This is a genomic window from Microcystis viridis FACHB-1342 (assembly GCF_014698335.1).
GTDB lineage: Bacteria > Cyanobacteriota > Cyanobacteriia > Cyanobacteriales > Microcystaceae > Microcystis > Microcystis ichthyoblabe_A.
In genome coordinates this window covers 1-22132 of record NZ_JACJSV010000075.1, presented here as the reverse complement: position 1 = coordinate 22132, position 22132 = coordinate 1, and the positions used below count along the sequence as shown (strand labels likewise).

The window sequence follows — 22132 nt, the reverse complement described above, 5'->3', positions numbered from 1 at the left end:
TTGTAAATCGCCCCCTAAACTTAATTCTAGTAAAGCATCAGCCCGATCCTCCCGTTCTTTTAGTAGAACAGGAATACTACGAATTGCCCAAGAGCGATCGCCAAAACTAGCAACTTCTAATCCTAAACGTTGTAATTGTTCGATTTGTCGAGTAGTTAACTGATTTAAGATGATCGGAGTATCTAACGGCACGATTTCCCAGTTATCCTCTAAACGTTCGTACAAAACCCGCTCATGGGCAATATGTTGTTCCACTAACCATAATCCGTTAGGATGTTCGGCAACTATATAAGTTTGGTGAATTTGAGCTAATGCCTTTAATTCCAGCCGATTTTTCCTGGATTTCTCCCCTATTATATAGGTGCTTTTTTCTTCGGCAGCCTTGAGAATTTGACTGACGCGCTGATTTTGCGCTTTTTCGGGTATATGTTCGGGATTTAGTCCTAAAGCCTTGTCTATGGCTGAAATTATCTGTTCTTGCCAAAAAACGAGGTTATGCAGGTATATTTCCGCTTTAGCTGGGTGACGATTCCAATCGATCGAACGAGGGTTAAGATGTAGATGGAGAAAACAAACGGGATAGCGATCTTTAGGGACTGTACGAGCGAAAGCTTGAAATATTGCCTGTTCTAACTCGGATGAGCGCACCATTCGCCCATTAACAGCAATTTTAACCCAATTCGGTTGATGGCGAGAAATGCGATCGGGCAAACCAATGACTAATTCAATTTGGGCAGATTCTGCGTCAGGAGTCGTTAAGTCAAGTTTTAGGGCTGCTAAATCGTTAAAATGCAGAGATTTAACTAATTGCGGTAATATTTGACTGGCATCCTTACCCGGACTAATGCGTAACCAATCTTGATGATCTTGGAAAACCTGCCAAGTAATTTGGGGATGACAGAGAGCAAAATTATGAATTAAAGTCTGTATATCCTTTAATTGTTTGTTAATTGACGGTAAAGCTTGACGACGCACAGGAAAGTTACCAAAGAGATTTTCTACCGTGACGATAGTGCCGATAGCTATAGGAATCGTTTCTAAATTATCCGGCTCACCCTGGTGATTGTAAAGACAATAACAACCTAAATCACCGTCATGGCGACTGGCAACCCGCAGACGCGCCACCTGTGCGATACTGTGCAAAGCTTCACCACGGAATCCGAGACTGGTAATCTGCCAAAGATCCTCCCGTTGGCGGATTTTGCTGGTACTGTGGGCATAGCTACACAGTTGCAAATCTTCTCTAGACATTCCCCTACCGTTATCCGATACTTGTATTCGCCAATTTTGGGGAGATATATCGATGGTAATCCTATCTGCCCCCGCATCAATGGCATTTTCGACTAATTCCCGCACCACAGCGCCTAAAGAGTCGATTACCTCTCCTGCGGCAATTAAATCGATTACGTCTTGGGGTAAAACTTGTATGGGCAAGGTCATCAATTAATGGTTTTAGCCAAGGGCAAACTCGATATATTGTCGCACAGGGGGTGCATGATTAAGGACTCCGCTCCCTAGCAATTTATCGGCGATCGCTGCTTCCTTGCCATCCCGCTGCACCGATCAAATATAGCGATAGTCCTGGAGCAAGTCCAATGAGTTATACCAATTCTCCAAAGTCTGACTACAGAAGTTTAATCCCCCTAAATCCCCCTTAAAAAGGGGAACTTAAAGGGGGATTTAAATTCGATGTGTAGTTTTCATTTAGAGAAATGGTATTAGGTTGACGTCAGGAAACCCAACAATAGACCCAAGGAAACCCAACAAAAAGATTCAGACGGATTTAGGTGTTGGGTGTTGGGTTTCGTTCCGACGATCCAACCTAGAAAACGAGGCGATCGCTCTATTCATAGCCAATCGGCGCCGGAAAGATGATTTCTTCATTTGCGCCCCAGTCAATCTGATAGATTTCTGGCTCTTCTGGTTTCTGTGTGGAAACGAGGTCTATACTGATAGTTTCTTCGACAAAATAGTCCTAAAAGTGTTACCCGATAAGCATTTCACGATTCCATAAGCAAAAATTATCACACAAAGTCGAGAAGAGCCGATTTCTTGTTGAACATAACGGTGAAAACTGGAATATTCCCAAGCTGAAGGAGCATTAACTAATCGATGTTTTACGGGATTATAATGAATGTAATCTACATGAAAAATGAAATCTTGCTCGTTTTTTATTAAGTGTTCCCAGAACCGTCTTTGCCAGATAGTTTGTTCTTTTTTATTCTCTCTCGAAGTAGTCATGTTTCCGTAATATTGTGAATCGCAGTTACGACTAAAATAGCTTTTTATTAAACGCCAACGAGTGGAAAAATTGGCATCACCTTCGGGTAAAGTCCAAATGCAGTGCAGGTGGTCGGGTAAAATGAAAATGGCATCGATTGTGAATGGGTGACGTTGCATAACGTAGCGAAATGCTTCTCGCAAGAGGGAGATATTTTCTGGTTCGCACAAGAATTTTTTACGCTTGTGAGTGACAAGAGTAAAAAAGTAAGTTCCTCCCTCAATTTTTGCCCTTCGATACTGCATAATAAATATTGATTATTCTGGCGCATAATCCCCCTTGTCGGTTGGATTGACCAAAGGAAAACCCAACAAAGCATAACTGGTGGATTTGTTGGGTTTCCTTGCGTCAACCCAACCTACAAAATTAGACTTTGATTAAGTATTGACTGATTCTAGATGCCTTAAAATCTGTTCTCTTAAATTATCCAAATAATTCTCTACCACATCCCAAACTGTATTAAGGTCAATTCCTCCTAAATAATCATGTACTAAAATATTCCTAAAACCAGAAATATTACGCCAGTCAACATCGGGAATATTTGCCTTTAATTCCTCCGAAAGCCGTTGAGTTGATTCTGCCAAGGTTTGTAAGCGTCTAATGATAGCATCACTCATCATTGAATTAGCAAAAAACTCCAGTTTTCCTCCTTGGGAATACTCCTTAATTTTATCAATACAGTCTAAAATGTATCCAAGATAAACTTGATCGGCTCTTCTGGTTTCTGTGTGGAAACGAAGCCTATACTGATAGTTTCTTCGGCAAAATAGTCGTAAAAGTCTTTCTCCGTCAACATTTCACGATTCCATAAGCAAAAATTATCACACAAAGTCGAGAAGAGCCCTTGATCTTCATTCATAACTTAATTGCCTCCTTTAAAATTCGCTGTTTAATTAGATGATGAAGGCTTTTTTCAGTTACTACATCCACTTTACACCCTAAGAGATCCTCTAAATCAACTAATAATCCACCGGGAAACCAAGGGGATGTTTTAGCTAAATCATAATCAATTAAAAAATCAATATCACTATTTTCGGTTTCCTCACCTCTAGCAACGGAACCAAATACACGCACATTAAAAGCACCATGTTTGGTGGCAATTTTTAGGATATCCTCTCGTTTGTCTTGTATGAGTTGTTTTAGGGTCATAAAATAACATCCATCGCGAAGGTTTTTAATGAACAATTAACAGACTAGACTAGAAAAAACTAAATACTGATAACAATTATCCTAGGTTGAATTGACCCAAGGAAACCCCACAAAAAGCCATGAGAAGCGATCGCCTATTCAGACGGATTGAGGTGTTGGATGTTGGGTTTCGCTCTCCCCTAAAATTGAGAGGTTTTCTTTAACCTATTGATTCGCTCAACCCAAGAAAAAGGACTAGACCGCGCCTAATAGCCGTAGGATTTCCATAACCGCTTCATATAACGCCGTGTTTCCTTGCTGGCGGAACAGTTCGGCGGCTTGTCGGAAATCTCTGATCGCTTTTTCCGTTTCTTGTCGAGAGTAATAAAGAACCCCCCGATTGGCGTAAGCCAGGGCCAATTGGGGATTAATGTTGATCGCCTGATTGTAATCGGACAGGGCGAGGTCAGGTTTCCCCTGTTGTTGGTAAAGATTCCCCCGATTGATGTAAGCTTCGGCCAATCGGGGATTAATGTTGAGCGCCTGATTGAAATCGGACAGGGCGAGGTCTGGTTTCCCCTGTTCTTTGTCAAGAAGCCCGCGATTGTTGTAAGCCTGGGCATCTCGGGGATTAATGTTGATTGCCTGATTGAAATCGGACAGGGCGAGGTCGGGTTTCCCCTGTATGGCGTACAGAACCCCCCGATTCAGATAACCATCGGCATCTCGGGGATTAATGTTGAGCGCCTGATTGAAATCGGACAGGGCGAGGTCGGGTTTCCCCTGTTCGCCGTAAAGAAGCCCCCGATTGACGTAAGCACGGGTGTCCCGGGGATTAATGTTGATCGCCTGATTGTAATCGAACAGGGCGAGGTCTGGTTTCCCCTGTCCGGCGTAAAGAAACCCGCGATTGTTGTAAGCCAGGGCCAATCGGGGATTAATGTTGATCGCCTGATTGTAATCGGACAGGGCGAGGTCAGGTTTCCCCTGTTGTTGGTAAAGAAGCCCGCGATTGAGGTAAGCCTCGGCGTATCGGGGATTGATGTTGATCGCCTGATTGTAATCGGACAGGGCGAGGTCGGGTTTCCCCTGTCCGGCGTAAAGAAACCCGCGATTGTTGTAAGCCTCGGTATAGTTAGGATCGAGTTCGATCGCTTTGGTGAATTCAGCGAGGGCGAGATCGTATTTTTCTTGTTGGATGTAGCCAACTCCCCGGTTATAGTAGCCGATCGCGTCTTGATTGTTCCCTTGAGCGATTCGGGTTTCGGCTGGTTGTCGGCTCTCTAGCGCCATGACGGGGCGAACAGTCGCGAGGGTGGAAAGGCTGATTAGGCTAACGGTGGTAAGAAGGGCAAAGGATTTCATGGCTAGTTCCTCAGTGGGGATGGTTTTAAATTCTACTTAGGGTTTGCTGAAAAAGTTTTTCCCGGGGGCAGGGTGTGGAGTGTAGATCACGCCACGGGTTGGCAGTTTTTGATTTCAAAAAAGCCTAAAAATATTATCCAACAAGGTTTTTAGATTTATTCAGCCAGCCCTACTTATACTAAATCTGGTTATTAAAAACTGATGATTTATTCTCCGTTTTGCCTCTTGCCTCTTGCTTCATCTCAATAAGCAATTTAAATGCGCGGGCAGTTTACCTAGCAGCAGTCAAAGGCAATCAACCAACTCTTAACGATAAGATTCAAGCTCTAAGTATAGAGGACAATTTTAAAATAAGTATTGAAAACAAGGACAGCAAAAAACTTGAACAACAAAAACTAGAACAGCAAGGGATGGGAGCAACCCCATCCCCAAACTAGACAATTATGCTATTCTTTTTTATACATCACCTCCACCACGGTATGAACGTTACCTCTGGGATGAAAATCCCCTTTAACTTTCATCTGCAAGGGTTCGCAAGCGGCCACCAAATCATCTAAAATTTGGTTAATTGCTTCTTCGTGGGAAATATAACGATCACGATAACTATTAATATAAAGTTTAATCGCCTTTAATTCCATCACCTTTTGATCGGGAACGTAGCTAAGATAAATAGTGGCAAAATCGGGATAACCGGAAAAGGGACACTTACAGGTATATTCTGGCAGAGTGATCTGAATATCATAATTTCTGCCGGGGCGTGGATTGGGGAAAGTAATTAATGTTCCTTCAGCAATTTCTCTTTCTCCGTACTTAACTTCAATTTTTTCGGAAGACTGAACCATGTTTTTTTCCTAACTAGACACTGTTTCCTATCATAGCTGGAATATTCTCTCAAGAGGTGTTACCGAATCAAGAGATGAATAGTAACTCCTGCATCCTCTTGACAAATTAGCTTAGTCCTGGGTTGAAAGAGTGCCGAGAAGACAGTTGAGACTGAAAATCAGCCAGACCCAACTTTTCAGGTAAAAAATGCTCTATGATTAACCCTAAAGGTACTGTAAAACTGGTTTCATGCTCTCCGAGATTAAAAACATAGCCGAGAGTCTCGCACCCCGATTAGTGGAGATTCGCCGCCACATTCACGCGAATCCAGAGTTAAGCGGGCAAGAATATCAAACTGCCGCCTATATTGCCGGGGTTTTGTCTTCCTGTGGTCTATCGGTGCAGGAAGCGGTGGGAAAAACGGGAGTTAAGGGAGAATTGCCCGGAAAAGGCAGTGATCGAAGGATTTTAGCCATCCGGGCCGATATGGATGCCCTACCAATCCAAGAAAAGACCGATTTAGACTTTGCTTCCCGTAAACCGGGGATTATGCACGCCTGCGGTCACGATGTTCATGCTACCGTCGGTTTAGGGGTGGCGATGGTGCTTTCCCGTCTCTCGGAACCTTTGCAGGGAAAAATACGCTTTCTCTTTCAACCAGCAGAGGAAATCGCCCAGGGGGCCAATTGGATGATCCGGGAAGGGGTGATGCGGGATGTCAGCGCCGTTTTCGGGCTGCACGTTTTCCCCTCGATTCCGGCCCGATCGATCGGGGTTCGTTACGGGGCCTTAACTGCGGCTGCCGACGATCTGGAGATTTTTATTCAAGGGGAATCCGGCCACGGGGCCCGGCCCCACGAGGCGATCGATGCTATCTGGATCGCTTCGCAAGTAATCACCACTTTGCAACAGGCAATTAGTCGGACTCAAAACCCTTTGCGTCCCATTGTCCTCACCATCGGCCAGATTAGCGGTGGTCGCGCCCCCAACGTCATCGCCGATCAGGTACGCATGGCAGGAACAGTGCGATCGCTGCACCCAGAAACCCACGCCCATCTCCCAGAATGGATCGAGAGTTTGGTCACGAATGTCTGTAGCACATATAACGCTAAATGTCAAGTAAATTATCGTCGGGGTGTGCCATCGGTACAAAATGACCAATTTTTAACTCGTTTGGTGGAAGAAGCTGCTTTAGAAGCTTGGGGACGGGATCGGGTTTTAATTCTCTCGGAACCCTCCATGGGGGCCGAGGATTTTTCCCTTTATTTGCAACAGGCCCCGGGGACAATGTTCCGTCTGGGAGTGGGTTCTCCTCACCTCCTCAATCCCCCCCTTCACCATCCGGAATTTTTAGTGGATGAGTCGGCAATTCTGACGGGAGTGATTACTTTAGCCTACGCGGCCTATAAATATTGGCAAAGGGAAGATTAAACCGGTTTTTCAAGATAATTTTATGGAAATTTGGCAAGATTTAGCTATTATAGCTTGGACAGAATTGCTGCTGGATAGTTATGAACAGTTAATCGGGCGATCGCTTTTACCCCGGATCGGTACTGGCAAAGAACAGAGTAAAATGCTCTTTTATGCCCCTTTTGTGCTGGTTTCCCACGGTACGCAAACTAATCCGATCTTCAATTATGGTAATCGCGGTGCCCTCGATCTCTGGGGTTTAACTTGGCCAGAATTATTAACAACTCCTTCGCGAGCGACGGTAGAGGGAGAGGAAATCGCCCAAGAACGCCAAAAAATGCTGGATTTAGTCAAAAAACAGGGCTATATCAACGATTATCACGGGGTAAGGATCACGAAAAACGGTCAACTATTTCGCATTGAAAAAGCGATCGTTTGGAATATCATCGATCGTGATGGCATTTATTGCGGACAGGCTGCCACTTTTGCCGATTGGATTTTTCTCTGATTTAAGCTGTACTACCTTTAAACTCCGTCCCCACTTCCCCACTTCCCCACTTCCCCACTGTATAGCCCCAATATGACCAACTCAGACCGAATTATTGTTCCTCTTGATGTGCCGGATTTAGAATCAGCGATCGCAATGCTCGATCTGTTGCCGGAAGTCAATTTTTGGAAAGTGGGACTAGAATTATTTGTCAGTAGCGGTGCAGAAATTCTAGGGATTCTGCAAGAAAGACAAAAAAAGAGCTTTCTCGATCTTAAATTCCATGATATTCCCAATACGGTCGCCGGGGCCTGTCGTTCCGCCAGTCGCTATCAAGTGGATTTACTCACCCTGCACGCAACAGCCGGACGGCAAGCAATGACGGCGGCTAAGGAGGCAATTTCTGACCTGCTATCGCCGCCAAAACTTCTCGCTATCACCGTTTTAACCAGCCTTAACGCCAGGGAATTAGCCCTCGACCTCAAAATTCCCCTAGAACTATCGGAATATGCCTTAAATCTGGCATTATTGGCCAAAGAATCGGGAATTGATGGGGCGGTTTGTTCTCCCCAAGAAGTGGCGCAATTGCGTCGCGTCTGTGGAGAGGATTTTCTCTTAGTTTGCCCCGGAGTTCGTCCCTCCTGGTCAATCAAAGGGGATCAAAGTCGGGTGATGACTCCGGCCCAAGCGCTTAAAGCTGGGGCTGATTATCTAGTAATTGGACGACCGATCACTGGTGCTGAGGAGCCAAAAGTAGCATGGGCAAAAATTTGTCACGAATTAGGCGATATTTAGGGATATTACTGGTTATGTTCGGGATTAACTCGCCAGTAGTTAGTCTTCCTCTTTCTAGCTGTCCGGAGGATTTAAATCTTTTAGTTGATCGCCTCTTGTCAGATTTACCCGGTTATGCTAACCGAGTTATTAGCCGCTCCCAAATCGATCAAGAATTATCTACACCGGTTTTTGTGATTATTGCCGGTCGTCCCGAATTTGCACCCCTACCTTTAACTGCCAGTCAATATTCTGGTCAAATTGCCGATGACACTCAACAGGTTTTTTTTACGACTTTAGAGCGTCAGTATAGCAAAAATCGCTCTGTCACTCTCCAAAATTATCACTGGTTATTTTTAACTAAAACTGGGGAAGGATGGCGATTAGTGACGGTTTACAGTCAATTAGCTTCCCTGGAACCCACTCAAGTCCCCTTACCTCCCCTAGAAACCAGTCAAGGGACCATCGGCCAAGCGGTGCGTCTCTGGCTGCGGGACTGCGAAGCGGCTGCATTGCGCTAAATTCGCTCGGCCAAAACAAAGCGATCAAAACCTGCTAGGTCGTTAATAATCTGAATTTGTCGATAATTGCCCTGATTTTCCAGCATTTGCGCTACTTTTTCCCCTTGACCGGCTCTCATTTCCACTAGCCAAAGGCCTCCCGATCGCAGATAATCGGGAGCAGTGGCCACTAGATAACGCAGCGCGGTCAATCCGTCTTCACCTCCATCGAGGGCCAAACGGGGTTCATGTTCCCGCACTTCAATTTGTAGGTCGAGGATTTCTGCACTGGGAATATAGGGAGGATTGGACACCATACCGCTAATCTGTCCTTTCCACTTCTCTAGGGGTGTCCACCAAGAACCCTGTTTTAAGATAATTCTGTCGGCAAAACCCGTCTTGATGATATTTTCTTTGGCGATCGCTAAAGCCGTTTGACTGTAATCAACAGCATAGATCTCTGCTTTTGTCAAGATACTGGCTAAACCAATAGCGATCGCACCGCTACCGGTTCCCAGATCTACCCAGATTCCCCCGTCGTCTCCTCTGACGGTTTCTCCAACGATATCGATTAATAACTCGGTTTCGGGACGAGGAATTAAGACTTCTGGGGAGACTTTCAGAGTAAAATCACGCCAGACCACCGATTCGAGCAAATACTGCAAGGGAACCCTTGCCTTAAGGCGTTTTTGCCAGCGTTTAGTAATTTCCGACCAAGAATAACTCAAGGGGATTTTTTCTCGTTCGCGAAAGGATTGTAAGCGCAGGGAAAGAGTATCTAAATCTGTCACTGCTTGCAGAAATATATCCACTTCCTTCGGAGATAGTTGCGCTTGCGCTAAATCCGCGATCGCCTGTTGGCGCCATTGACTTAATTCTTGACCGGAAATACTAGCAGACACAAGGCTTAACGATTGGGGGCGGGGGGATTATTGGTATTATTATTAGGGCGTGGCTGATTTGCTGGGGGTTGGTTGGGAGCATTTTGGTTACTATTTGCTCGGATAAAATCAATCGTTTCTTGGCTAGGATAGAGGAGAATTTTAGTTAAAGCTTCATCGTTACTTTGTTGTAGGGTGGCGATGACACTTTCTAAGGGAATAACATCAATTTTCACCGTGGCTGCTTCGGCGGGATTGGCTTTTTTATATTGTTCTACCATTTGCAAAGCGGCGGCTTTTTCAAAGAAGAAAGGAATAAAATCCTGATTATTGCGATTGACCACCAGAAAATTACTCTCTTTTCCTGCTTTCGGCACAAATAAAGGTACACCACCTTGATACTGTTGACCTCTTTCACTGAGCAGTTTTTTCGCCGATTCTACTTCCGACTCTTTGGGAACAAAATCGATAATTAAACGATTTTGATCGGTTTGACTGGTTTGCATTTTATAGACTTGTGCCAAGGAAACAGCCTGAACTTTAACTTTGCTGGCCACTTCAGGATTCTCTTTTTTCAGTCGTTCAAAAAAGTTTTGTGCGTCCTGCTTACTGATAAAAACCCCCGTGAATTTCTGTTCTTTTTCTACGGCAATTAAGGGAACTCCTTGATCATCGGCAATAGCGAAGACAGGTACAGACTGCAAGGTTTTGACGATTTGTTCTTCTGGTAAAGCGAGTGCTTTAGAATAGCTGCCCAGCAGCGAAGTCAACATTGTCGTTCCTACTAAACCAAGAGTTGCCGTCCAACGAATGAGAGATTTCATCAAAATAATTACCTCGTTATTACTATTAACCAATATTTGCCGTTAATCTGAACTATATCGTCTGCTTAACTCCTCCGATTAGGAGTTTTCTGATGAATAACCAGCCCCAAAAGTTCCCTTTATTGGCTTGGTTCTGAACTATCATAGCTAAAAAGATCCGCACTTGGTGAGATGAGGTGGCAGCGTCAGCCCGGAAACAGGAACAATTTACGGGCTGATCTGGGAAATAATAGGGATTAATTAGATTTTTTAAGTTAAATTCTCAGAAAAAATCCCTTTAGCTCTGGTTTAAGCTGGCTTTTACCCTAATAAGCCCCAACTTGAGCTCAAAAGGCATCCTTTTGTCTGAATCAGTTAGTCAACGGGCCACCTTTTGATCTTGGCACTACTAATGACTTTCCGAGAGATGGTGCGGATGGGCGATCGCTAACCGCAGCCATTGATAGGAAACTAGATTTAAAATCAGTCCGATGATCAATAAAATTGCCATGAGAGCAATTTGATACCAGGCGATCGGTCTGACCAAAAGATCGGCGATCAGATGGGCTAAATTCAAGACAGAATAGAGAATTGTCAGCCAGAAATGGACTTTTCGCAAGGAGCGACTTTCGCTAAAATTGACCCCGATAATCGCTAACATTGGCAGCAAAAAAAAGAGCAACATTCCCCAGAAAATCGGATCGAGATTGCTGGTTTGATGACTCTCGACGATCGATTGACCATGGAAGAGTGGCATTAACCCCAGTTGGGTGTGAAATAGAGTTCCCAAGAGGAATGTTGTCCAGAGAGCGGCAATTTTTTCGGGATATTTCGCTGTTTTCACGGTAATTATCCTCGGAATTAGTTAAATAAAAGCTCGGGCTAGGTGAGAAAGTATTCTTAAATTGTTCCTAATCACTACATTTCAGAAAAAGTTGCTGTATTTAAAAGGTCAATTTAAGTCTGAATGGCATCACTATCTGATCCATCGAAGTCTCACTCCGAAGTCTCACGGCCGAAACCTGATTCCTCACCTAACGGAAGATTTTTGATTTTTGCAAGAGGTCTAATGTTCATTTGACTTAGACTAATAGGCAACCATATATATTATATCCCATGCGGCAATTTCTCTATATTTAATAAATCTTGACATTTCTCTCCCTAACTAGCGATTCAGATTTTGGAGTTTTTGGGGACTTCCAGGGTTTTGATCTCTCGAATGATAGGAGCGAGTGCTGCTAAATCAGCGACTGCTTAGGGTGTAATAGCAAATCTATTTTTAATAGTTTGATAACTCCCAATCTAACTTTAACTTCCCACTATCCTATAACTTATTAAACAGGATTTAGTATTGGCTGATTTTACCTTCGATCTCCCCTGCCACCCTTAATAAAGGAAGTGCCGATCCCCCCCTTAATCTCCCCTTGATAAAGGGGGGAAATCTGACAACTTTTAACATCTACCTACTTACTAGGTTGATTTTGCCCGGGCCAGCCAATGGAGGTTAAAGATTGCTTGATAGATGGGATTATGGACCCGCAGCTGGCCCTGATCTTTGATCACTAACCCTGATAAAAGTAACTCTTTTTCTGGGGTGCTATCCTCGGCAATCACCTCTTTTTCCCTTAAAATCCGTTCATAGAGTCTCAGGAGCAACTGGGAGCGATGACTGTTGAGAAGCCGATCGCGAATAGTCCGCAGATGTTCCGGTTCATCCTGAGCCTCCCAATTGCCAATGATCTTCTTCTGTACTAAGTCCTCAATCCAGAGGGACTCACCATTGGGTGGAATCGGTGAGGTGGCGGTGCGAATTAACTGACAGAGTTTTTGGGTCAGAAAAGGTTGACCGTTTGTCCAGGCAAAGACTTCTTTTAAGACAGTTTGCGGGTTACTAAATTTCTCGGCCAATCCGCGCAGTAAAGGCTGGGCTTCGTGTTCCTTAAAACCCTCCAATTGAATCCAATGACCGATATTAAAAGGGGTGATTTGGTGGTCGGTAATTAAATCGGAGGGGGTGACAACACCGAAGAAAGCGAAGGTCAAACGCCGATAGAGCGGGTTAAAGCCACGCTGGTTATAGCAGGAACGAATCAGGGCAAAAAAGTCATTAACCGCAAAATTTAAGCCCAAAACGCTATCAATTTCATCGATAAAAATCGCGATCGGTTTCAGGGGAGAACCTTCCACGATCCCCACTTCCAGCAATAACACCTCTTCGATAAATTCGCCCAAGCGCTGCACTGCCGAGACATCTTCCCGTTCTTGCCACCAAGCTTTAAGATTAACCCTTTTGAGCAGGCCAAAACGTCGCCCTAACTCGAAGGCTATCCCCTTGTACCATTGGTCGGCAGTGACATTTTCACTGCCGATGCGGGTTAAATCAATGGGAGCGCAACAGATGCCCTCGTGTTGGAGGTGATCGATCATGCGTACCATTAAACTAGACTTACCCATTTGACGGGGATTGAGAACATAGCAAAAATCGCCGCGTTTGAGGGCTTTATAGAGATAACGGTCGGCGGCGCGGACCACGTAGGTGGGGGCATCCATGGGCAAACTGCCCCCCACTTGGTAGTCAAAGGTGCTAGATTCTTCGGTACTTCTGAGCAGTTCATTTTCAAACAGCAATTCTGCTTGGGTGGCCTTGAGAATTTCTAGGGTTTGGCTGAGTTCCAGGGTGCGCTCCTGCACTTTCTGTTCTAGGGTGCGGCTATACTCGGCTAATTCTTCGGTAAAGCGAATCCGTTCCGCTTCCGCCTGTTTTCGTTCGCTAATATCGGTAAAAGCGGTGATCGCATAGATAATTTCTCCTTTTTCGTCAAAAACGGGCGTGGCATACACTTCTAGGGGGATAATCTTCTCTCCTTGGTGAACTTCTATATCATCCACCGTGTTTTTTTCCCCCCTTAAAGCTCGGACAATCGGATGGTATTCTGTGGGATACAATCGATCGGTTCCAGCTTGATATAACTGATAGGTTTCCCCCAACTGATTAGCCGTGGTGATATTAACTATCTCTTTTCCTAAAATCTCTTGGGCAGTTTGATTGGCGTAGTAGGGTTGACTGTCGGCATCGAGGACAAATACCCCCACTGGCATGGCTTCTAAAAATTGCGCTAGTTGTCTCTGTTTAGCTTTGATTTCGGCGTAGAGTTTGGCGTTAGTAATTGCGATGGCAGCTTGGCTAGAGAGCAGTTGCAGCACTTCCAATCTTTCTTGGGTAAAAGCCCCGACGGTGAGATTATTTTCTAGATAGACAATTCCCCGCAGTTGTCCTTGGTCGAGTAGGGGTGTGCAAAGCAGCGATTTGGTTTGATGGATTTTAATATAGGGATCGTTGCTAAAATTGCCCTGATGGGCAGCATCGTTATTAAGAACGGTTTGACCGCTCCGGGCCACATAGTTAATAATTGAGACGGGAAGATGTTCTTCGATCGCATTAGATTTAAAGACTGTCACCCTATCTTCCTGCACTGAACCGGAGGCTTCGATCGATAGTTGTCCGCCGCTTTCTAGGATAAGATAGCCCAGCTGCGCCCCAGCATTTTCGATGAGAATTTTCATCAGGGTGGCGAGTAATTGATCTAAAACTATCTCACTAGAAATGGCTTGGGATGCTTTCATAATCGTGGCTAAATCTAACAGTTCTCCCGCATGACTAACTGAATTTTTTCTGGTGGTAGTTCTCGTGGTTTCGGTCAGGGAATTGGAACCATAATTATTGACCATTAACTGAGAATAGCGGCTTTCTATATCTTTGACTTTAGCTGTTGCTCCCCAAAGAGAATAGAGATAGGCAGCTTCATTGATGTAGGTTTTGGCAATTTTTACTTTACCCCAATCGAGATAGAATTTCGCCGCTAGTTCGTTAGCCAGTGCTTCTTCATTAATGTATTCATTTTCCCTGGCTTTAGCGATGGCTAGATCGTAGTTTTCTATGGCTTCTAGATAGGATTCCTGCACTCGATCCTTTTCCGCTGCCACTAAATAAAATTTATGAAGATAGTTAGAGGGGGCTTGATTAGCCCATTCCTGTTGCTTTTTCTGATTATTCGTCACTCGTTCTAATACTTGCTTTTTTTGGTCATTGTCCAGATGATTATAAATAGCTAAATGGGCGAGAGAATCATAGAAGTTATGTAGAGAAATCAATAAAGTAGCGGTGGCTCCTCCTAGATATTGTTGGGCTTGGTTAGCATTTTTAATAGCTTGTTCGTACTGTCCAAATAGATAACAGAGGTATAATTTATTGACAAATAAAGCACAGAGACCATAGAGATCATTAGCCTCTAGATGGTACGGTAACATAAGAGTTTCTTGATAGTACTGTCCTTCTAAATTACCGGGATTTTCCGAGTGCCTCAGCAGATTTAAAACTGTTTGACCATAGATTTTTAGATAGTTGCGAGGGTTTTCTTGTTTGAGCTTAACAAAAGCCAGATCATAGTTAGCTATTTCTCTAGCTAATTCGGTTAATTCCTGTCCGATAAAGGCGGAATGAAAACAGTAAAGATAGGCGCAGGTTGTTCCGTAGTAGAGATCGCCCATTTCTAAACCGGTTTGATAGGAAGATTTTAACAAAGACAGGGAATTTTTAATCGGTTCTTTCCAGATACTAATAGTGGCGGAAAAGACGGCAATTATTTTCGGCATCAGGGCTTTGGCATGAAATTTATCAGCAATGTTTAAAGCTAATCGTCCAAATTGATAACCCGTTTCCCAATCTTCTAAAAGACCACAAAGAATTAAGCCATAATTGACATAAGTAAAAGCCGCTAGATAACTATTGCCGTATTCAATTGATAAGTTAACCTGTTTTGATACTAGGATGGGTAAGAGATGAGGTGCGGCAATATAAACAGGAGGAAATATGGCACTCGCTATCTTCATGATTGCTAATTTTTCTTCCTCATTTATCGGCGGTAAATTACTTAAATTTTCGATATTTTGACCCGCTAATTTTTGCCTAGTTTTATTGAGTTCTTCCTGAATATCTGATGATTTTAAGGATTCAGGAATCTCGAAATCTAGGCTTTTGAGGACGGATAAACCAATTTCTACCGCTTTTAGTTCGTGATTTTGGGCTTGATAAGCTTCGATGATGACTTCATAAACTTTCACCTTATCTAGGGTTGTTTTTGCCTGTTTTAACACGAGATTAGCCCAGCACTGCATCTGCTCAAAATCTCCACTTAAATAGGCGATTTCTGTGGCTTCAGAATAAATATCTAAAGTCAGTTGATAGTTATTCTTCCAGCTTGCTTTTTTGAGAAGTTTTTGAGCGATTTTAATATATTTTAAGGCTCCAGTTTGGGCATTAGCGGCTTTTGCCTTTTGGGCTGCTAGTAAATTCAAGTTAGCCACTGACTCTCGTTCTTTTTCCTCGCTAATTAGTTGATAACCAAGATTGAGATGATCGACTATTTTAAAAATTTTTTCCGATAATTCATTGGCGGCAGTATGCTGCCAAAGTAAGCGACCAATTTTTAGGTGAATTAAAGATTTTTTGCTGTCTTCGATGAGAGCGTAAGCTCCTTGTTGAATGCGATCATGAGCAAATTTATATTCTTGAATCAGTAATTGTTCATCCAATTCTGAGAGGGGAATAATTAAACCAGCTTCACTACTATAAGTTAAAATTGGTAAAAGTTCTGGAGGTGATTTTTCAGAGATTACTGCCAGACTATATAAATTAAACTCTGCCCCAAGACAAGCTGCTAAACTTAAAATTTCCTGGGTTTCGGGGGGCAATTTCTGCATTTTGCCCATCATAAATTGAATCAGATTATCGGTACTACCAATCCTTTGAATTTGGCCGAGATGCCATTGCCAATAACCCCTATTATTATCGGTTTTAGTGGTTGTTTGCTGCCCCGGTTGGAAAAATAGCAAATTTTCCCAGTAGATAGTTTTGAGAAATTCATTGACAAAAAAAGGATTCCCGTGGGTTTTTTGCCAGACTAAAGCGGACAAAGATTGCACATATTCGGGTGAATGGTTTAAGGTGTCAGCAATTAACTGATTGACCTGTTCAAGACCCAGAGGTTTTAAAATAACTTGATTGATAATTATGCCCCCCTGCTCTAATTTATCGAGAGTAGCACTTAGGGGATGGGTGGAATTAATTTCGTTACTGCGATAGGAACCAATTAAAAATAAATAGTCCATATCGCCATCGAGCATAATTAATTCTATTAACTGGAGACTAGCCAAGTCTGCCCATTGTAAATCATCGAGAAAGATGACTAAGGGATGTTCTGGGGAACAAAAGACCCGAATAAAATTTTTAAAGACTAAATTAAAGCGATTTTGAGTAGCGATCGCTCCTAATTGTAACACCTCTGGTTGTGGACCGATAATTAATTCTAGTTCAGGAATCACATCAATAATAACCCGTGCATTCGCCCCCAAAGACTTTAAGAGTTTTTGTCGCCATAGTTGCAGTTGTGGCTGACTTTCCCCCAAAAGTTGCTTGACAAGATGAGTCAAAGCGCTAACCACGGCAGCGTAGGGAGTATCGCGCTGAAATTGGTCAAATTTACCAGAGATAAAAAAGCCGCGTTTTTCAGTAATTGGCTGATAAATTTCCCTAACTAGGGTGGTTTTACCCATGCCAGAATAACCCGTAACTAGCATCAGTTCGGTGTGAGAGGAGTTTTTAGCCGCCGTGGCTACCCGTTGAAAAGCAGTGAGGAGAGTGGCGATTTCTGTCTCCCTACCGTAGAGTTTTTGGGGAATTTGGAACTGATTGGCTAGATCTTGCCCAGCGATGACAAAATCCTCAATTTTACCCGTTGTTTCTAGTTGTCTTAAACATTCTTCTAAATCTGCCCGAATACCATAGGCACTTTGGTATCGTTCCTCGGGGGTTTTAGCCATCAGTTTCCTGATGATTGCCTCCACCACCGGGGGAATTTCTTCCCTGACGAGACTATTAATCTCCAGAGGTTGTTTTGCCAGATGACAGTGAACTAATTCCAAAGCATCTTTAGCCCGAAAAGGTAATTGTCCGGTGAGAAGTTCATAGAAGCTAACGCCCAAAGAATAAAAATCTGTACGGTAATCGAGACTGCGATTCATCCGTCCGGTTTGTTCGGGAGAAATATAGGCTAAAGTCCCCTCCAGGACGTTGGGATTTTTTAGCCCCGGATTTTCCCGCTGCAGGACGCTGGCAATGCCAAAATCGATGATTTTAATCTGTCCGGTTTCGGGGTTAAGAACTATATTGGCAGGATTAATATCTTTGTGAATAACCTTGGCGTTGTGAATTTTCTCTAAATTAGCCACTATTCGGGGTGCAAGACTTAAAAAGTCCCTTAAGGCTAGAGTTTTTTTGCCCTCTAGCCATTTTTTTAAGGATACACCCCCGAAATCTTCCAAAATAATCACGGGAGTTCTGCGGTAGGTTTCTAAACCATAGGCTTTAATCGCCTCCTCGAAGTTCAGGCCGCAGATGGTTTTATACTCCTGTTTGTAATGGGTTAGTTCTTGTGCGGTTGGATATTCTTGCTTGAGGATTTTGAGCATAACCGGTTGATTATCGACGGTGCGAATGGCCCGATAGACTTCCGAGTTAACACTTTCGTAGATTTGGGCAAGAATGTCGTATCCGTTGAGAACAATCATTTTTTTACTTGGCGATTGTAAATGGCTGCGGGTTTCCCCAAGAAAAATTCTACGGGAACTAAAACAAGACTCCGCAAGGCTGACAGGACTTGATTTACCTGTGAGACGGAAGGACGGGGAGAAGGCAGCACCTGCTCGAAATACTCGGAATGCAAGGTAAAACCAAAGTGAACATCTTCCGGCAAACTCAGTTTAGCAATCGGTCCGTCCTTGAGATTGTCAGGGTTAAATAACCAAGCTTCTAATACTTTGGTCGGGGTTAAAACCGTCGTCAATAGATAGCCCTGTTCTTGGGGAATAAACTGAATGCTATCTAAAATATAGCCATCGGGACAAACATAAAAATCCAGTAGTCCCCGACCTAAATGTGATACATGAGTATCACTGGCTTTTTTTTCTTGGCTAATCTGTTCAGTTAACTGATTCCAATCCTTATCGAAGGGAACCTTGGCTAATACCGAGGGCAAGTCATGACAGGGAAGTTCGGCATCGCTGAGGATGCGATTACTTTGGTCGCGACAATCCATATACTGACGACGACAGATTAATTCGCGCACATAACCAGCATAAACCTGATAAATGGCGCTGTATCCCTGTTCCAATTCCCGCGGGTCGGCGGTGTAGAGAGTGGTAGAGAACCACCCCGGATGGATGAAAGCTTGTTCGCTCATCACCCTGGCATCTTCGATAACCACTTTGCGCAGCACTCCGGGGTCAAAGGAAAACATCCAGGGGATGCCGTGGTATTCGGGGGGATAACCCTGACCGGTAAAATGTTGGATATCGTCTTTTTCGATCGCTTCGGTTAAACTAATAGTGGCGTTTTGGATGGCCACAAGCTGAATTTGACCGTTGGTACTATGGTAACTACAAAGGAAGTGATAACTGTCGCCATTGAAGGTAATTAATCGCGAGGGAACGGTGGTTTCTTCTTCCTTGAGATCTTGACGGTTAACCAGATAAATTTGAGTTTTCGGATAGGTTTCTTCAGGCTTAATTCTGATACCTAATAGTTTGGCTACTCCCATCTGAAAGGGCATATCGGGAATCATGATATAATCTTCGGTGACGATGACCGAATGGGGGCTACCATCGAGAATACTTCCCTGTAGTTTCCAGGGTTTAAGTTTTTTTTGTTGATCCCAAAGAACAATATACACCGATTTATCTAAATCTTTTAACATACCTCCCGATATAAGTTTTAGCTTTAATTCACAGGTGATAAATTCTTGGGTCTTTTTGTCGTAGAAGGGGTGAGCGGTATTTTCTAGGACTGGGAAAATAGACAAAGGCACGGAAACAATATGTTGGTCAAAATAACCAATCGGAGTGATAGTATCCAGGGAAACCGGATCCACTTCCCAGTAACGTCCCGCATCGGCAGTGAGAATTAATCGGGTTTCTTCTAGTTGTTTATCTTCGGAAACTTTTTCTAGTTTAACCATAGCAGTATTCGCTATTTCTGAACAACCCAAAATGCTGACCACGGCGGGAAAAGTGGCTTGACTAATATTAAATATAGGTAAAACTTTTCGCCAAAAATTATCCCAAGTTTTTAGTTTTTTACTGTAAACGTTAACTTGATTATTTTTACCTTGCAAGTCCCATTTAATAATTACACCTTCGCCAGAGAACAAATGACGGTCATTTTTTCTATGAAAAGGACAGACGATAAAAACGTATCCCGACAGATTTTCCGGCCAATGTCCCTCAGTAATTGTGGCGACTGCCTTATATAAATTGTTCTCATCCGGCCGACCGAGTTGCGAGCGACTAAAATTGCTAACGTTGACAGTATTTTGGACAGTATCTTTGTTTGACATATTCATAAGTAGAGTTTGCGGCAAAAAGTTTGTTGGTGGGGTTAGTAGCCGGTCGTCAGGAGATAGGAGTCAGGAGATAGGAGCCGGTCGTCAGGAGATTATTTTATTTATTCCCCCCACACCCTACACTCTACACCCCACACCCTACACCCTCACTGATAACTGATTACTGTTTACTGATAACTGATAGAGGATTTCACCTCTAAAAAATAGCGTCGATACAATTCATAGCCTGGTACTACTTTATCTCCTGATTGTTTGAGTAGTCCCATACTGCTGAGTTTGTAAGCGAGAATTGGGTCTAATTGTACGGGTTCCACCGCGCTCATCACCCGGTCGAGAGCTTTTGCTAGTTCCGGCTGTTGTTCTAATACCGCCCAATGGCGCCGCAGGTGATGGGCATAGATCCCGGTGACAGAGGTGGCGCTGGTTAATATTTGCGTCATGGTTATTTCCTCCCGACTGAGATAGTAGAGGGCAGTTTGTACCAAAGCTGGATGTCCTCCTACTAGCTCCATCAGTTGTTGGACTTTTTCCTGATTTTCCCAGGTGAGTTGATAACGTTGGGCTAATTGCAATACCTCCTCCAGACTAAAATGACTTAACTGTGCGGGGAATCCCACGTTAAAGGGGGATTGATTGAGCTGCAGGGGAACATAAATTTCTGTGGAATGGACGACGATAAGACGGAGTTTTTGCCAGATAGGTAGGGTTTTGGATTCTTCGTACCAAGAACGCAGCAGCGGTAAAAAATCCTTGGCCACTTGGGGATGTTCAAAAATCTGATTCAGTTCATCGAGAGCGAGGACAATGGGGGCGGTAATCGATTCCAGGAGATAGTCTTGAATGTAAACCGTACAGCTAATCTTGCTACCTAAATCCTCATCCCAATACTCATCTAATTGCGGTTTTAACTGTAGTTGACGGGCGGCATTGGCACATAACCAGCGCAAAAATTGGTTTAAATCAGCCAAAATCGTCTGGTCCACCTGTTCTAAGTTCAAACTCACCGTGCGGTAGCCTTGCTGTTTAGCAAAATCGAGCATTCTCAAAAGTAGGGAGGTTTTGCCCATTTCTTTGGGAGCTTTTATCCGCACTAAAGCCCCCGGTTTCTTGATTTCCTGCCTTATCTGTTCTTCGAGGGGAAGACGTTCTAAATAAAATGGGGAACCAAGGGGAACTGCCCCATTAGGATAGGGGGGTAATGTCTCCAATTTTTCGCTCTTGGCTGCCGAATTAACCGGAATTTTGTCTTGAGGGGGTGTTTTTAGCTCAAAATTCAGGGCGGCGATTTCTTGCCAGTCGAGGCATAATCGACGACAAATTTGTTCAAAAGTGGCCTGTTCTACCGGTTTGCCAGTCAGGAAGTTGCTGACAGTAGCCAGACTAAATTCAGCTTCTTTGGCTAAGGAGCGCTGACTGCTAAAGCCCTGCTTTCTCACGGCTAATTTAACTTGATTGAGGCAGTGTTGTTGTACTCTTAGACGGCTCGATAGGGAATCTCTCATAAGAATTAGGGGTGTGGGGGAATGGGGAGGTGGGGGAATGGGGAAGTGAGGGAATTGAACTAAAACCCCAAAACCCCAAAACCCCAACCCCCAACACCTAAAACCTGTCTCCTGACTGACTTGAAAATGACAATGTGGTCACAAAACCACGGCAGTAGATGGCTGAAGTCAGGAAAAGGCGACAGCCCAACTGGGAAATATTCTAGACCAATTTAAGAGACAACCGGAACAGGCTCAAAAGTAACTTGATAACCAAGCTTCTCTAAACGTTTAACCAGACGTTTTTTCACAAATTTCTCGGTCAAACTGGGCAATCGTCTCGTCAATACTGTCAATCAGACTTAGTAACTGGGCGAGAATAAATTGCTGACCGGGACGCACCCGACCGGAGAGTGCTTCTACCAGCAAATCCTGTTTTTGCCGCAGTCTTCCTTGGGCTAAGGCGGCCATCACTATACTCCCAACACAGTTAAGGCTATTTGTGGGGAACAGTAGTCTGTCCTCTGGGGATGATGCCAAATCCCGTCATATTTCATTTTATTGCCAGCCGACACTCGACGAGCGATAACTAATTTTTGATAAGCTAAGAGACGGTAGTGCGAAACGTTTAGGCATGAAATAGGGCTGAAATGCCCGAAATAACCGCCTAGTAAGGTCTTCAGTCCCCTGACTGAATCTAACAGGTCAACCCAGACCAGCCTTATAACTGTTTATATGTCCCGAC

Annotated in this window: 18 protein-coding genes; 4 read left to right on the top strand and 14 right to left on the bottom strand. The window is 43.8% G+C overall.

Annotation, left to right across the window (positions count from 1 at the left end; all coding sequences use genetic code 11):
• The 7 genes from mutL to queF all read right to left on the bottom strand — a co-directional run.
• Nucleotides 1–1440 (bottom strand): DNA mismatch repair endonuclease MutL (mutL, locus tag H6G40_RS19345; RefSeq protein WP_190538158.1); only part of this gene is annotated, 1440 nt, incomplete at its 3' end.
• A 504-nt stretch (nt 1441–1944) separates the two neighbouring features.
• Complete coding sequence (locus tag H6G40_RS19340) at nt 1945–2526, bottom strand: REP-associated tyrosine transposase (protein ID WP_002734993.1); 582 nt, start codon at nt 2524–2526, stop codon at nt 1945–1947.
• Nucleotides 2527–2658: 132 nt separating this feature from the next.
• A complete protein-coding gene (locus H6G40_RS19335) occupies nt 2659–2970 on the bottom strand; it encodes a HepT-like ribonuclease domain-containing protein (RefSeq protein WP_069475422.1) in 312 nt (103 codons plus the stop codon).
• Nucleotides 2964–3140, bottom strand: a complete 177-nt coding sequence (locus H6G40_RS19330; protein WP_176721684.1) for a hypothetical protein — start codon at nt 3138–3140, stop codon at nt 2964–2966. Before H6G40_RS19330 ends, H6G40_RS19335 begins: the two co-directional genes overlap by 7 nt.
• Nucleotides 3137–3430, bottom strand: coding sequence for a nucleotidyltransferase family protein (locus H6G40_RS19325; RefSeq protein ID WP_002733639.1), 294 nt, complete (start codon nt 3428–3430; stop codon nt 3137–3139). Before H6G40_RS19325 ends, H6G40_RS19330 begins: the two co-directional genes overlap by 4 nt.
• 234 nt (nt 3431–3664) lie before the next feature.
• Nucleotides 3665–4774: a tetratricopeptide repeat protein gene (locus H6G40_RS19320; RefSeq protein WP_190538157.1), complete on the bottom strand. Its 1110-nt coding sequence runs from the start codon at nt 4772–4774 to the stop codon at nt 3665–3667.
• A gap of 446 nt (nt 4775–5220) precedes the next feature.
• Nucleotides 5221–5616, bottom strand: a complete 396-nt coding sequence (gene queF / locus H6G40_RS19310) for a preQ(1) synthase (protein ID WP_002740916.1) — start codon at nt 5614–5616, stop codon at nt 5221–5223.
• A gap of 229 nt (nt 5617–5845) precedes the next feature.
• On the opposite strand from queF, the gene H6G40_RS19305 reads away from it, so the two are divergent.
• The 4 genes from H6G40_RS19305 to H6G40_RS19290 all read left to right on the top strand — a co-directional run bounded on the left by H6G40_RS19305 (nt 5846) and on the right by H6G40_RS19290 (nt 8788).
• The gene (locus H6G40_RS19305; protein WP_190538156.1) at nt 5846–7027 is read left to right on the top strand and encodes a M20 family metallopeptidase; all 1182 of its coding nucleotides are present in this window, start codon (nt 5846–5848) and stop codon (nt 7025–7027) included.
• A 22-nt stretch (nt 7028–7049) separates the two neighbouring features.
• The gene (locus H6G40_RS19300; RefSeq protein ID WP_002755142.1) at nt 7050–7514 is read left to right on the top strand and encodes an MEKHLA domain-containing protein; all 465 of its coding nucleotides are present in this window, start codon (nt 7050–7052) and stop codon (nt 7512–7514) included.
• Between the two features lie 72 nt (nt 7515–7586).
• Entirely contained in the window at nt 7587–8288 is a 702-nt protein-coding gene (pyrF, locus tag H6G40_RS19295) for an orotidine-5'-phosphate decarboxylase (protein ID WP_190538155.1), read from the top strand.
• Nucleotides 8252–8788, top strand: coding sequence for a hypothetical protein (locus tag H6G40_RS19290; RefSeq protein ID WP_190538154.1), 537 nt, complete (start codon nt 8252–8254; stop codon nt 8786–8788). Before pyrF ends, H6G40_RS19290 begins: the two co-directional genes overlap by 37 nt.
• On the opposite strand, the gene prmC is transcribed toward H6G40_RS19290, so the two are convergent.
• From prmC to H6G40_RS19255, 7 genes are all read right to left on the bottom strand, one after another.
• Nucleotides 8785–9669 carry a peptide chain release factor N(5)-glutamine methyltransferase gene (gene prmC / locus H6G40_RS19285; protein ID WP_190538153.1) on the bottom strand — a complete coding sequence of 295 codons (885 nt, stop codon included), beginning with the start codon at nt 9667–9669 and terminating at the stop codon, nt 8785–8787. The genes H6G40_RS19290 and prmC overlap by 4 nt on opposite strands.
• 5 nt (nt 9670–9674) lie before the next feature.
• On the bottom strand, nt 9675–10472 hold the full coding sequence (locus tag H6G40_RS19280; RefSeq protein ID WP_042790296.1) for a Tic22 family protein: 798 nt from the start codon (nt 10470–10472) through the stop codon (nt 9675–9677).
• Between the two features lie 388 nt (nt 10473–10860).
• Nucleotides 10861–11295, bottom strand: coding sequence for a hypothetical protein (locus H6G40_RS19275; RefSeq protein WP_002733588.1), 435 nt, complete (start codon nt 11293–11295; stop codon nt 10861–10863).
• Nucleotides 11296–11921: 626 nt separating this feature from the next.
• Nucleotides 11922–18077 carry an AAA family ATPase gene (locus H6G40_RS19270; RefSeq protein ID WP_190538152.1) on the bottom strand — a complete coding sequence of 2052 codons (6156 nt, stop codon included), beginning with the start codon at nt 18075–18077 and terminating at the stop codon, nt 11922–11924.
• Nucleotides 18074–19906: a carotenoid oxygenase family protein gene (locus H6G40_RS19265; RefSeq protein WP_069475038.1), complete on the bottom strand. Its 1833-nt coding sequence runs from the start codon at nt 19904–19906 to the stop codon at nt 18074–18076. Before H6G40_RS19265 ends, H6G40_RS19270 begins: the two co-directional genes overlap by 4 nt.
• 167 nt (nt 19907–20073) lie before the next feature.
• Nucleotides 20074–21408 (bottom strand): AAA-like domain-containing protein, encoded by a 1335-nt coding sequence (locus H6G40_RS19260; protein WP_069475039.1) that lies wholly within the window; start codon nt 21406–21408, stop codon nt 20074–20076.
• Between the two features lie 270 nt (nt 21409–21678).
• The gene (locus H6G40_RS19255) at nt 21679–21858 is read right to left on the bottom strand and encodes a hypothetical protein (protein ID WP_002731657.1); all 180 of its coding nucleotides are present in this window, start codon (nt 21856–21858) and stop codon (nt 21679–21681) included.
• Between the last annotated feature and the right edge of the window lie 274 nt (nt 21859–22132).

Bases quoted from the DNA above. Each gene is read 5' to 3' on its own strand.
- H6G40_RS19300 (WP_002755142.1), top strand. From the start codon at position 7,050: ATGGAAATTTGGCAAGATTTAGCTATTATAGCTTGGACAGAATTGCTG.
- H6G40_RS19305 (WP_190538156.1), top strand. From the start codon at position 5,846: ATGCTCTCCGAGATTAAAAACATAGCCGAGAGTCTCGCACCCCGATTA.
- H6G40_RS19270 (WP_190538152.1), bottom strand. From the start codon at position 18,077: ATGATTGTTCTCAACGGATACGACATTCTTGCCCAAATCTACGAAAGT.
- H6G40_RS19265 (WP_069475038.1), bottom strand. From the start codon at position 19,906: ATGAATATGTCAAACAAAGATACTGTCCAAAATACTGTCAACGTTAGC.
- H6G40_RS19290 (WP_190538154.1), top strand. From the start codon at position 8,252: ATGGGCAAAAATTTGTCACGAATTAGGCGATATTTAGGGATATTACTG.
- H6G40_RS19325 (WP_002733639.1), bottom strand. From the start codon at position 3,430: ATGACCCTAAAACAACTCATACAAGACAAACGAGAGGATATCCTAAAA.
- H6G40_RS19280 (WP_042790296.1), bottom strand. From the start codon at position 10,472: ATGAAATCTCTCATTCGTTGGACGGCAACTCTTGGTTTAGTAGGAACG.
- pyrF (WP_190538155.1), top strand. From the start codon at position 7,587: ATGACCAACTCAGACCGAATTATTGTTCCTCTTGATGTGCCGGATTTA.
- H6G40_RS19260 (WP_069475039.1), bottom strand. From the start codon at position 21,408: ATGAGAGATTCCCTATCGAGCCGTCTAAGAGTACAACAACACTGCCTC.
- H6G40_RS19340 (WP_002734993.1), bottom strand. From the start codon at position 2,526: ATGCAGTATCGAAGGGCAAAAATTGAGGGAGGAACTTACTTTTTTACT.
- H6G40_RS19255 (WP_002731657.1), bottom strand. From the start codon at position 21,858: ATGGCCGCCTTAGCCCAAGGAAGACTGCGGCAAAAACAGGATTTGCTG.
- queF (WP_002740916.1), bottom strand. From the start codon at position 5,616: ATGGTTCAGTCTTCCGAAAAAATTGAAGTTAAGTACGGAGAAAGAGAA.
- H6G40_RS19320 (WP_190538157.1), bottom strand. From the start codon at position 4,774: ATGAAATCCTTTGCCCTTCTTACCACCGTTAGCCTAATCAGCCTTTCC.
- H6G40_RS19330 (WP_176721684.1), bottom strand. From the start codon at position 3,140: ATGAATGAAGATCAAGGGCTCTTCTCGACTTTGTGTGATAATTTTTGC.